The 12,187-nt window shown below is 38.6% G+C and carries 13 protein-coding genes and 1 pseudogene; 12 read left to right on the top strand and 2 right to left on the bottom strand.

Features of this window, described 5'->3' with window-relative positions; all coding sequences use genetic code 11:
- Positions 1–146 precede the first annotated feature (146 nt).
- The 4 genes and pseudogenes from CHI06_RS27500 to CHI06_RS27485 form a co-directional block, all read left to right on the top strand.
- The gene (locus tag CHI06_RS27500) at positions 147–731 is read left to right on the top strand and encodes a GvpL/GvpF family gas vesicle protein (protein WP_257009485.1); all 585 of its coding nucleotides are present in this window, start codon (positions 147–149) and stop codon (positions 729–731) included.
- 2 nt (positions 732–733) lie between these two features.
- Complete coding sequence (locus tag CHI06_RS27495) at positions 734–964, top strand: gas vesicle protein (protein WP_095251822.1); 231 nt, start codon at positions 734–736, stop codon at positions 962–964.
- The gene (locus CHI06_RS27490) at positions 945–1,208 is read left to right on the top strand and encodes a gas vesicle protein K (RefSeq protein WP_095251821.1); all 264 of its coding nucleotides are present in this window, start codon (positions 945–947) and stop codon (positions 1,206–1,208) included. The genes CHI06_RS27495 and CHI06_RS27490 overlap by 20 nt, the downstream gene beginning before the upstream one ends.
- A 23-nt stretch (positions 1,209–1,231) precedes the next feature.
- Positions 1,232–1,513: pseudogene (locus CHI06_RS27485) on the top strand (gas vesicle protein); the annotation flags it as partial.
- 170 nt (positions 1,514–1,683) lie between these two features.
- Here CHI06_RS27485 and CHI06_RS27480 read toward each other — a convergent pair.
- Complete coding sequence (locus tag CHI06_RS27480) at positions 1,684–2,094, bottom strand: VWA-like domain-containing protein (RefSeq protein ID WP_095251819.1); 411 nt, start codon at positions 2,092–2,094, stop codon at positions 1,684–1,686.
- A 186-nt stretch (positions 2,095–2,280) separates the two neighbouring features.
- On the opposite strand from CHI06_RS27480, the gene CHI06_RS27475 reads away from it, so the two are divergent.
- From CHI06_RS27475 to CHI06_RS27450, 6 genes are all read left to right on the top strand, one after another.
- A complete protein-coding gene (locus CHI06_RS27475; protein WP_179292807.1) occupies positions 2,281–3,765 on the top strand; it encodes a helix-turn-helix domain-containing protein in 1,485 nt (494 codons plus the stop codon).
- Between the two features lie 191 nt (positions 3,766–3,956).
- On the top strand, positions 3,957–5,630 hold the full coding sequence (gene hutU, locus CHI06_RS27470; protein ID WP_095251817.1) for a urocanate hydratase: 1,674 nt from the start codon (positions 3,957–3,959) through the stop codon (positions 5,628–5,630).
- A gap of 12 nt (positions 5,631–5,642) precedes the next feature.
- Positions 5,643–6,950 carry an imidazolonepropionase gene (hutI, locus tag CHI06_RS27465; protein ID WP_095251816.1) on the top strand — a complete coding sequence of 436 codons (1,308 nt, stop codon included), beginning with the start codon at positions 5,643–5,645 and terminating at the stop codon, positions 6,948–6,950.
- Complete coding sequence (locus CHI06_RS27460) at positions 6,913–7,920, top strand: agmatinase family protein (protein WP_257009484.1); 1,008 nt, start codon at positions 6,913–6,915, stop codon at positions 7,918–7,920. Before hutI ends, CHI06_RS27460 begins: the two co-directional genes overlap by 38 nt.
- A 127-nt stretch (positions 7,921–8,047) precedes the next feature.
- Positions 8,048–9,385: a YjiH family protein gene (locus CHI06_RS27455; protein WP_095251815.1), complete on the top strand. Its 1,338-nt coding sequence runs from the start codon at positions 8,048–8,050 to the stop codon at positions 9,383–9,385.
- Positions 9,386–9,781: 396 nt separating this feature from the next.
- On the top strand, positions 9,782–10,564 hold the full coding sequence (locus CHI06_RS27450) for an alpha/beta fold hydrolase (protein WP_095251814.1): 783 nt from the start codon (positions 9,782–9,784) through the stop codon (positions 10,562–10,564).
- Positions 10,565–10,575: 11 nt separating this feature from the next.
- Here the strand turns inward: CHI06_RS27450 and CHI06_RS27445 are convergent, their stop codons facing one another.
- Positions 10,576–11,133, bottom strand: a complete 558-nt coding sequence (locus CHI06_RS27445; RefSeq protein ID WP_095251813.1) for an undecaprenyl-diphosphatase — start codon at positions 11,131–11,133, stop codon at positions 10,576–10,578.
- Positions 11,134–11,382: 249 nt separating this feature from the next.
- Here CHI06_RS27445 and CHI06_RS27440 point away from each other — a divergent pair, with 249 nt between their 5' ends.
- The gene (locus CHI06_RS27440; protein WP_095251812.1) at positions 11,383–11,877 is read left to right on the top strand and encodes a metallophosphoesterase family protein; all 495 of its coding nucleotides are present in this window, start codon (positions 11,383–11,385) and stop codon (positions 11,875–11,877) included.
- A 26-nt stretch (positions 11,878–11,903) separates the two neighbouring features.
- Positions 11,904–12,146, top strand: a complete 243-nt coding sequence (locus tag CHI06_RS27435) for a glutaredoxin family protein (protein ID WP_095251811.1) — start codon at positions 11,904–11,906, stop codon at positions 12,144–12,146.
- Positions 12,147–12,187 lie beyond the last annotated feature (41 nt).

Raw genomic sequence — 12,187 nt, 5'->3', positions numbered from 1 at the left:
AGGACGGGACAGGGGAGACCCCGCTCATCTCTCAGCGCCGAGGAGGCTTCCCGAACCGCTTGCGGAAAGCGAAGCGACTCGGAACAGGCAGAGACCGCCTGTCCCTGCGGTGATTATTCGAAGAAGCATTCCATTGTGGAGCACAAATTCATCATGAATGTATTTCAGCGATTCATAGCCAGTTAACAATCCTCCCGATGTCATTTTGTACAATTTTCCAAAAAGAAGAAAATTTAATCAGTTTACTTAACGAGCAATATGAAGTGATTTTACAAAAGCTCATTAAATTGAAAGAAAAACAAGAATGGAATATAAAAATTTATTGTAACTCGGAACAAGCTTTTTCCTATGTCGTAAATCATAATCCAGCAGTTCTCGAGTTAAGGGAAAACATAGCGACGATGCCAAAGGGAAAACAATTTATTATGAAAAAGAAGCTTAATCAGCTGATTACAGCTAAATTAGAATCAGCACAATCCCAATGGTGGCACCAGATGGAACAAAAGTTAAAGTTAATTTTCGCTGAGTCAAAGCTTAGGAAAATTTGGGGGAGGGAAGTAACCGAACGAAAGGATGACATGATTGTCAATTGTGATTTTCTTATTGACAAAAGGAAATCTGAACAGTTTTTAACTAAAATCAAAGAATTGGAACAAGAATTTTCTGTGTTAGGTTGTACCTTCCAAGTTAGCGGACCCTGGCCGCCTTATCATTTTTCAAAGGAGAATTAACAATGGAACAAGTTCATCTTTTTCAAAATAAAGAAATGACAATGTTGGATCTCCTTGACGGAATCATTGATACCGGCGTAGTGGTTAGTGGTGAGATATTAATTTCCGTTGCCAATATTGATTTAATTGTTGTGGATCTTAATCTGTTAATTTCGTCGATTGAAAGTGCCTTTGGACCATACGAGCGAAAAATTGTTGGGGGGGCAATAGGTGATGGAGAGATTACCACTTGATTCCAACCAGGTAGAGCAAGGTTTAGCAAAATTAGTTCTTACGGTTATTGAACTTCTCCGCCAGCTGATGGAAAGGCAGGCAATGCGGAGAGTGGAAAGTGATTCATTAACTGATGAACAAATTGAAGAATTAGGTTTAACATTAATGAGGCTTGAAGAAAAAATGGAAGAATTAAAGATGGTTTTTGGTTTAGAAAATGAGGATCTCAATATTGAATTGGGACCTTTAGGAAAACTGCTTTAATCGCCGATTAGGAGGGATAATATATGCCCATTCATCACCCGCCGCAATCATCGAATTTACTCGATGTTCTTGAAAAAATTCTCGATAAAGGAGTTGTCATCGCAGGGGATATAAAAATATCATTGGCCGATGTCGATTTGTTAACGATAAAAATAAGGCTGTTGGTAGCCTCGGTAGACAAAGCTAGAGAAATAGGAATGGATTGGTGGGAAAAGGATCCATACTATTCTTCAAAAGGGATAATGGCGGAAAAGGAGCGTGCTCAATTACAGGAAAGAATTACTCGATTAGAGCAGCTTGTTGAGAAAAATACATTACCACTTCCAGCGAGGGAGCAACCCATTGCCATTCAGAATGAAGAAAGCTCGTCTTCTTCTTTTCAAAGTTCTGCCACCGTTGAGTTGGATGAAAGCTCATCTTAATACACGAAAAATTGAAAGAGGAGATTTACTCCTCTTTTTGCTGATGCTTTTTCCTAAACGATTTTCATTACCTTTCCAAAAGGTGCTTTCGGAACAAATTCGGTCGGCACTAGCCAATACACCTCAAAGGGAACTTGCATGTCCTCCGGTAAAAAACCTGTTAAATCAGTGATATAAAATACCGTTTCGATTTTTTCTTCCTCGGCCCATTCAAGTGCCAAGGTATAGGATGCTTTGCCGTGTGTGTAGTACTTTATTTCTGAACCTTCCGTAATGGGCTCTGTAGTCCGAATTTTAAAATCAGCTTGTACGAGTGTGGTTTCAGGAGTTAGCTCTTTGAAAAATGTAACAATATTTGCGATGAGATCAATTTTTGTTTCATTTGTAGAGGTATCCACGACTAAAGCTAGTTTTTTACCTTGACGGTCCTGTACCATTTTTAGTAAATTTTTGTGCCATTTCATCCCTAGTTTTTCCCCTCTCTTACATTAGTCACAAAAATTATTATGCGCATAATGAACCTATGAATTCTGCTAAAATTATTTCATTTTATGTATAAGATATTTAAACGGAAAATAGTTGTAGATTATCACGTAAGATGTATACTTTTATTATATTAGTAGCACTATTTTTAGATGGGAGCGATTTTAATGGAAGGGAAATGGCTGATTGCAGACCGTGATCTAAATGAACGAGAGGGATTAAAATGGCTGTTAAAATCATCCTCCATACCTGTGTCCACGATTCTATTAGCCTCCAATTATCAAGACTTTATCGTTACATTTGAGAAAGAGTCACCGGATATCATTTTATTAGAACTGGATATGGTTAGCAGTGATAATTGGTCTAGTTTTAGAGATTTAATACAAATCTATCAACCTATTTTGCTGTTAACAAGTGCGGAGGCTACCTTTGAGAAAGCTCGCTTAGCGATTGACCTTCAAGCCCTAGAGCTAATGATTAAACCGTTTTCTGCCACCAAGGTGAAGTCTGCTTATCAAAAAGCAACAAAAGTACTGGATAAGAAGCAGGATACAAAAGCTTCTCCTCATCTACAATTCAATAAGGACTTATCGTATGAGGCACTGTTTATTTCAGAGCGCGCAGTTTCAGAGGACTATAAAATGGCTGCGTTTAAAATTGAAAATACAAAGAACCTTGATGTCCTGTATTCATATTTAACCGATTATCCTTTTGAAGAAATTCATGGGATATTCCCTTTAAACGATATGGTTGTTCTTTTATTTAAAGAAACTTCTCAGAATAGTAAAGAACAGTGCCAAAAGGCAATGAGAAAATGGGAAGAGGAATTCTCTGACACGCTTGCTATTGTGGTACGTAACAATAAATCACCACAAGAAAGCCTTAAAGAAAAATTTAAAGAAACGCAGAAAATGCTCGAATTTACCTATTATCATGGCTATCGGCAAATTGTGGAGTTTAAGTATACTCCTGAATGGATACATATCGATCCTTTTTTGGCACCACCTGAACAAAGGGTGTGGGTGGACATGCTAGCAAATCATGATATAGAAGGTATAAAAAAATGGCTATATGATGAATTTCTCCAATTGGAAGATCCTTATCCAGATCCAGGATTGGTAAGAATTAGGCTAACGAGCATCTTAGCGCAAATAAGGCGCTTTATGAAAACCTATGATTTAGACGAACAGCAAAATTATGAAAAAGAGTACCGCTATATCTTTCATTCCATTTTGTATGATAGTGTGCTCTATCGGTCAGTACAAAATTTAATCTTATTTGTTCAAAAATTATTTTTAGCAGCAGGCTCTAATCCCCAGATGTTCAAACAAGACCTCGTAGAGCGAGGAATTGCCTTTATTGAGTCCCATTTCTCTAACAAGGATCTAAAGCTAGAGGATGTGGCAAAGTTTGTCGACCGTAATCCATCTTATTTCAGTCACCTGCTCATTTCAAAAACAGGTAAAGGCTTTACGGACATCATGTCAGGTATAAGAATGAAAGAAGCGAAAAGGTATTTGCTTGAATCCAATAAGCCAGTAAAGGAAGTAGCACTGTTGGTGGGTTTTCATAATCCTAATTACTTTAGCAGAATCTTTAAAGAGGTAGTCGGAGTTACGCCGAGAGAATATCGGATGAATAAAAAGGGATAAGACTCAGAACATATTGAGGTTTATTTTTTTCTAATAAAAGTATACTTTTCTAAAAATAATATAGTTATAGGCTAAAAATAAACGAGTTATACAGATAAATAGTGCTAATTTTCTAATGATTGATTTGTATTTTTCAGAAGATTTTATTTTTATAATAAAGGAGAGATAAAAGACATAGAGGAGTGAATAGTATGGAAGCTAGTACATCGAAATCAAGAGTAATTAAGAATTATAAAGGAACAGAATTACATGCTAAAGGCTGGATTCAAGAGGCTGCACTAAGAATGTTAATGAACAATCTTGACCAAGAAGTAGCAGAAAGGCCAGAGGATTTAGTGGTGTATGGTGGAATTGGGAAGGCTGCCCGTAATTGGGAAGCATATGACGCGATAGTCAAGTCACTGCTTGACTTAGAAAGCGATGAAACATTGTTAATTCAATCAGGTAAACCTGTTGCTGTTTTCAAATCACATAAGGACGCACCTCGTGTGTTGCTTGCAAACTCCAATTTAGTTCCTGCCTGGGCAAACTGGGAGCATTTCCATGAGTTAGATAAAAAAGGGTTAATGATGTACGGACAAATGACAGCGGGCAGCTGGATTTATATTGGAACGCAAGGAATTGTCCAAGGAACCTACGAAACGTTCGCGGAGCTGGCACGACAAGAATTCAGCGGATCATTAAAGCATACGATTACTTTAACTGCCGGTCTTGGAGGCATGGGTGGCGCACAGCCGTTAGCCGTAACGATGAATGATGGAATTTGTCTAGCGATTGATGTTGATGAAACTAGAGTCAATCGCAGAATTGAAACCGCTTACCTCGACGTAAAAACGAGCGATTTAGAAGAGGCTATTAATCTTGCAATGGAGGCAAAGAAAGCTGGTAAGGCGTTATCAATCGGTTTGATTGGAAACGCTGCTGAGCTGCTGCCGATTATGATTGAAAAAGGGTTTATCCCGGATGTGTTAACTGACCAAACTTCTGCTCACGATCCGTTAAATGGTTATGTTCCAATGGGTTATAGCTTAGAAGAAGCAGCTGAGCTTAGAAAAGAAGACCAATCTAAATATGTAAAACTATCTAAACAAAGCATGGCCATCCATGTAAAGGCTATGCTGAAGATGCAGGAAAAAGGCGCTATCACCTTCGACTATGGTAATAATATTCGTCAGGTGGCAAAGGACGAGGGAGTAGAAAATGCGTTTGATTTCCCTGGCTTCGTTCCTGCTTATATCCGTCCATTATTCTGCGAAGGAAAAGGACCTTTCCGCTGGGCAGCATTGTCAGGGGATCCTGAGGATATTCGTAAAATTGATGAAGTGCTACTTCGTGAGTTTAAGGATGATGAGCACCTTTGTAAATGGGTAAGAATGGCACAGGAAAAAATCAGCTTCCAAGGGCTTCCCGCTCGTATTTGCTGGCTAGGATATGGAGATCGTGCCCGTTTAGGACAAATCATTAATGACCTGGTTGCCTCTGGTGAAGTATCGGCACCGATTGTTATTGGCCGTGACCATTTAGATGCAGGCTCTGTTGCATCTCCTAACCGGGAAACAGAAGGAATGAAGGATGGAAGTGACGCCGTTTCTGACTGGCCAATTCTTAATGCCATGATCAATGCAGTCGGCGGGGCAAGCTGGGTTTCCCTTCACCATGGCGGCGGAGTAGGAATGGGTTATTCTCAGCATTCCGGAATGGTTATTGTGGCAGATGGTACCAAGGATGCAGAAGTTCGTTTGCAGCGGGTATTAACTACAGATCCTGGGATGGGCGTTGTTCGACATGCTGATGCAGGCTATGAACTCGCGATTAAGACAGCAAAGGAAAAAGGCATCAAAATGCCAATGCTGAATCAAGATTAAAGAGGTGATTGAATGAATAAGCCAATTTTTATAAGAAATGCATCTCAACTCGTGACAATACACGGGAGTTCACATGCTCCCCTTGTAAAGGAAGAGATGTCTAAGCTTAATGTGATTGAAAATGGAAGTGTCTGGATTGAGAACGGAGTCATTTGTGCTGTAGGAGATGATGCGGTACTTTTTGAAAAATATAAAGAGCGTCTGGGTGATGCAGAAATAGTGGATGCAAGTGGAAAGCTTGTAACACCTGGTCTTGTAGATCCTCATACCCATCTTGTTTATGCTGGAAGCAGGGAAAATGAGTTTAATATGAGGCTGCAAGGAGCCACCTACATGGAAATCATGAATAGCGGTGGTGGAATACATGCAACAACTAGAAGAACAAAGTCAGCCTCTCATGAAGAGCTTTTCGAAGAAAGCTTTGAACGCTTAAATCAATTCCTGCTTCACGGCGTGACAACGGTTGAGGCGAAAAGCGGCTATGGGATGGAGTGGGAAACGGAGCTTAAACAGCTTGAAGTCGCGAAATTGCTCAATGAAAAGCATGTCATCGATGTTGTTTCTACCTTTATGGGCGCACACGCCGTTCCAAAAGAGTATAAAGAGAATCCAGAACAATTTGTTGAGCTGCTCATAAATGAAATGATTCCAAAGGTAGCGGAGCTGGGATTGGCAGAATTCAATGATGTGTTTTGTGAGCATGGTGTATTTACCCCTGAGCAATCAAAGCGGATTCTTGAGGCAGGTAAGCGTCACGGACTGATTGCTAAGATTCATGCGGACGAAATCGAGCCATATGAGGGAGCTGAATTAGCTGCCGAGGTGGGGGCGATATCTGCAGACCATTTATTAAGAGCGTCTGAGAATGGAATGAAGGCGATGGCTGAAAAAGGTGTGGTCGGCGTACTTCTCCCGGGGACCGCTTACTTTTTAATGGCGGATTCAGCAAATGGTAGAAAAATGATTGATTTAGGTGTGCCGGTTGCATTATCGACTGACTGTAACCCAGGCTCATCTCCAACAGTGTCTTTGCCGTTTATTATGAATCTTGGCTGTTTAAAAATGGGGATGACACCTGCAGAGGTGATTACTGCCGCGACGATCAATGCTGCACATGCAATTAATCGCGGCCTAGAAATTGGCAGTTTAGAGGTTGGTAAAAAAGCCGACATCACGATATTTAGTGTTGATAATTATATGAAACTTCAATACTCATATGGGGTTAATCATACGCATACAGTCGTGAAGTCTGGAAAGGTAGTTGTTAGGGGGGGTCAATTACTTGAAGAGCTTTCTCTATCCAAAAATGAATCCTTCTAGTTTTATGTGGGTAATGCCTGAAAATGGGGCAGGGCTGAAGGTTCATGAATGGATTCAGCCAATTACTGCTTTGACTGACCCTGAAAAGTGCAAGGACGCTGAGGTTGTCATCCTCGGTGTTCCTTTGTCCCGTTCATCGATTAGTGCTTCGGGTGCTTCAGAATTTCCCGAAGCCTTCAGACGCTCATGGCGGGTCTTTGCCACTTATAATCTAGATGATGATGTCGATTTGTCTGAAATGACTGCATTTGACGCCGGAGATGTTCCAATGCATGTTACCGATATTGCTAAGTGTCATGAGAATATTGTTGAAGCGTCAGCAGCTATTAATACGCATTTCTTTAATTCGAAGGTTTGTGCCATTGGTGGAGACCACTCCATCACAGCGATGATGGTGAAGGGAATGAATCAGGCAAAGCCTTCAGAAAAAATTGGGATATTGCAATTCGACACTCATTTTGATTTGCGGGATATGTCAGATAATGGACCTTCTAACGGAACACCCATGCGAAATTTAATTGAGAGTGGTGTGGTAGAAGGGAACAATATGTACAACATTGGTCTCCATGGATTTTTTAATACAAAGGATTTAAAACAGTATGCAGATGAAAAAGGAGTCAACTATATTACACTCCGCAAAGCCAGAAAAAAGGGAATAGAAGAAACCGTTCTGCAATGCTTAGAAGAGTTATCTTCAAAGGTTGATACCATTTATTTAACAGTAGATATGGACGTGTTAGATATAGCTTATGCTCCAGGGGTCCCGGCATCAACGCCGGGGGGGATGACAACAGATGAACTGCTAGAAGGGGTACTAGCAGCAGGTCGTCATCCAAAAGTAAAAGCAATGGACATTGTCTGTCTAGATCCACTAAAAGACACACAAGTCCAGCCAACAGTGAAACTCGGAACTCACGTATTCCTAACTTTCCTTACGGGAGTCATGCTTCGACAAGGTGCTAGCAACTAGATAGCGGTTGATATCGAATGGATAGCTGCGGTGACAGGCACAGCAAAAAGACATTTCACCCATTTGTCCACCTCGGGTGGACAAATGGGATAAAATTAGGATGGTAAATTATACTAGGGGGATGGGTATGGGTGCACCGAATCTTAAGATAAATGTAGAACCAGATGAAAAACAAATTCATTCTACTAAAAATATTCTGAAATTTGTGATTTATAGTTTAATAGGAAGTTTTATGTTTTTTATTCCTATTACCTTAAATAATGTTTCGTCAATTCCTATTGATCATATGGTAACGTGGATTAAACAAAGTTTCCCTTCTTTCGTCTCTGTTTATGCTTTCATTGTAATTTTATTAGGGGCTGTTTATCCTTTTATTTCAAAAACATGGAATAAGGACAAGGTTACGATAGTATTTTCTATCTTAAAAGTACTAGGATTCTTTGTTGCCATTCTATTATTTTTTAAGGTAGGACCTGCATGGTTGATGGCTCCAAATATGGGCCCATTCCTTTTTGAAAAGTTAGTTGTATCTGTAGGTCTAGTTGTTCCAATAGGTTCTTTATTTTTGGGGCTCCTTATTGGATACGGCTTACTAGAATTTATTGGGATATTAATGCAGCCAATCATGAGGCCGATATGGAAAACCCCTGGACGTTCAGCTGTAGATTTGGTAGCTGATTTAGTAGGTGGTTACTCTCTTGGTTTATTAATGACCAACCGCCTTTATAAAGAGGGAAAATACACAGCAAAAGAAGCGGCCATTATCGCAACAGGGTTTTCAACCGTTTCTGCAACATTTATGATTGTCGTAGCGAAAACTCTTGGTATTATGCACCTATGGGGTTTGTATTTTTGGGTCTCATTAGTGATCACGTATGTAGTTACCGCACTTACCGCAAGAATTTGGCCATTAAATAAAATGAGCGAAGTGTATATTTCGGATAAAGCAGACCCAGAGGTAGTGATTAAGGAAAAGTTTTTACAGCATGCATGGAAACATGCAATGGAAGGGGCAAATAATTCTTTAAGTCTTGGGAAGAATTTATGGGAAAACCTGCGAGAAGGGTTTATTATGACCATGAGTATTCTCCCTTCCATTTTATCTGTCGGACTAATTGGTTTAGTTTTGGCTGAATATACACCTGTATTTGATATTGTAGGCTATATTTTTTATCCATTTACTTGGGCTTTACAAATTCCAGAACCTTTCCTTGCAGCAAAAGCTTCTGCAGTTGGAATTGCTGAGATGTTCCTGCCTGCGCTACTCGTAGTCGATGCTCCTTTAATAACTAAGTTTATCATCGCAACGGTTGCCATTTCATCCATTCTATTCTTTTCGGCATCTATTCCAAGTATCCTTTCAACTGAAATACCGATAAGTATTCCACAGCTAATCATAATTTGGTTTGAACGGACAGTATTAACATTAATTTTAGTAACGCCAATTGCTTTCTTGTTTCTTTAATTGAAAGCTGTGTTATAGGTGAATGTTGATTTTTTATGAAATGATTTTTGCGAAATTCGCGACACTCCAGCGGGAACGTGAGGCAGGTGAGACCCCTTAGTGAGGAACAATCGAGGAGTCTGTCGTGCGAGCCAGCGGAAGGGGATTGGATTTAGCAAAACTAAACCAAATAGATTAACAGAGCCAAAAGAAAAAAACTGTTCCTTTTATAAGAGAACAGTTTTTTTCTTTTGGAAGTTGATGGCTTATGAACTTCCTTTTAATTGGCTATGAATTCGGACTGACAAATGAAGGTATAATAACAAAAGCAGGTCTCTTATAATCCATAAAGTGATTCTGCAAACTTCCTTTATCCTGAAATGAAATTATTAAAATGATTATTGAGGTGAACAGATAATGCCAATACTGGATGTGAACGGAGTCAGCCTGTATTATAATGTAAAAGGAAATGGAACTTCTATAGTTTTTATCCATCCTCCTTTACTTACGGGTGAGAATTTTAGATACCAAATGGATGAACTATCTCATGATTTTAATGTGATTGCTTTCGATTTAAGAGGGCATGGAAGAAGCCAGTATTCAATTAATCCGATTACGTATCCTTTAATTGTGGAAGATATTAAACATTTATTAGATCATTTAGAGATAGAAAAAGCTTACTTATGCGGCTATTCGACTGGTGCTTCTATTGCTTTAGAATTCATGCTGACCTATTCCGACAGAGCCTTAGGGAGTATATTAGTTAGTGGAATGTCGGAAGTTAGCGATTTTTATTTGAGGAAAAGGATTTCTTTAGCGGTTAAACTTGCAAATCCTAGGACATTTTCTTTTCTGGCGCAGGCGATTACATGGGGCAATTCCGATACAAAAGAGACGTTTAGAAAATTGTACAATGAAGCAGTTAAAGGTGATGCCAGAAATATTAATCAATATTACCAATATAGTTTAAAATATAATTGTACAAATCAATTAGAAAATATCGATCTTCCCATATTAATGGTCTATGGGAAGAAAGACAAATCATTTCATCGGTATGCGAATCTCTTAAAAGAAAAATTGCCAGACAGTGATTTAAAGTTTATTGATAAGGAAAAACATCAAATACCTACAAAAGCAGCGGGAGAATTAAACCATTTGATTATCGATTTTGTTAATTTACATAACGAGAAAAATGTGTAAGGAAACTATAGTTATTTTAAAGAAAAGAAACGATTGTAGGTATGGATAACTCGGGTAATAAAGGGATCCCAAAAGTTTGATGAAAAGTTTACCCATAAAGCAACTATACTTCCTATCATAGCGCTGCCAATAATATCAGAGGGATAATGCTGTCCCATCCAAATACGAGATAACCCTGCTAGGAAAGCTAATACGGACAGGATACAACCTAATGTGCGCTTGTAAAAAAGCACTGAAATTGCTATTGCAAATGCTAGGGTCGTGTGTTTACTTGGAAATGTAGATTCCTTATTTGAAGGGACCGGAGCTAATAGATTAACCCTTTTCTTTAAAAATGGTCGAGGCTTAAAATAAACCAATTTAATAACACTAGTGAGCAGTAATGTAATAATTGCAGAAATTCCTGCAAAAGTAGTAAGTCTTTTATGTTTGTTATTTCGGAACCACATGATTAACAAAATTAACGCAAAAAGATAACGGAGTTTTTTAGAAATAATTATCATAAATGTATCAAGAAAACGATATCGGCCTGTGAATTGATTTATTAATCTAAATACTTTGTCGTCCATGAATATTCCTCCATATAACGTGCTGACAATATTTTTTCCTTAAAATAATTAATTATGTAAGCGGTTTCTTTGCAATGAGTATTAATTGAAAATTCGGGAAATTTTTTATATTTCTCGGGAAAGCGCAATAACAGACATTACCTGAGCTCTGATGTCAAATATTGTTGTCGTTATAAGGTGGGAAATATCGATATTCTGGAAGATGCCAGACGGTATAGAGAGTTTTTTCGGAAATAAAGAGGAATAAGTATGAAAATTGTCGTAATTTCAGATACTCATTTACCAAAAAGTAAAAAAGGCTTGCCGGCTAGGTTAATAGTGGAATTGCAGCATGCAGATATGATAATGCATGCAGGAGACTGGCAAACCATTGATGTTTATAAAAAACTTCAGTTGTATGCAAGAGTTGAAGGTGTATACGGTAACGTGGATGACCTCGAAATAATTGGATTGTTCCCTTTAAAAAAAATTGTAGAAGTATATGGCTATAAAATTGGTATTACCCACGGTCATGGAAAGGGGAAAACAACGGAAAAACGTGCAATTGCAGCATTTGAAGGTGAAAAAGTAGATTGTATTATCTTTGGGCATTCTCATATACCGGTGAACCGATATGAAGGGGAAATATTAATTTTTAACCCAGGATCGCCAACTGACAAAAGAAGACAGAAGCAATATTCTTTCGGGGTGTTCTCCCTAAGTGATAAAATAGTAGCAGAACTTATATATTTTGATGAAGAGTAACAACGGATGGAAGGAGAGGATAAACTATGGCCGAAGGAGTCATCGTCTATACCACAAATGACTGTATAGAGTGCACAATGGTCAAAAAAGTCCTTACGGAGGAAGGCATACCTTTTGAGGTGAGGGATATTTCAACGAACTCAGATTATCAAACAGAGGTTGAGAAGTACGGCTTTTTAGGTGTTCCGGTTACTGTGTTAGGAAATAAAGCAGTAAAAGGTTTTACAAATGAACTGAAAGAAATAATGGAAATAGCAAAAAAGAGCTAATTTGATGTGACCCCCAAAAGTTAGAGTTTTATATTAAGCAG

The organism is Bacillus sp. 7884-1 (assembly GCF_002272245.1).
Lineage (GTDB): Bacteria > Bacillota > Bacilli > Bacillales > Cytobacillaceae > Neobacillus.
The sequence above is the reverse complement of the archived record's forward strand: the minus strand, read 5'-3'. Positions and strand labels throughout refer to the sequence as shown.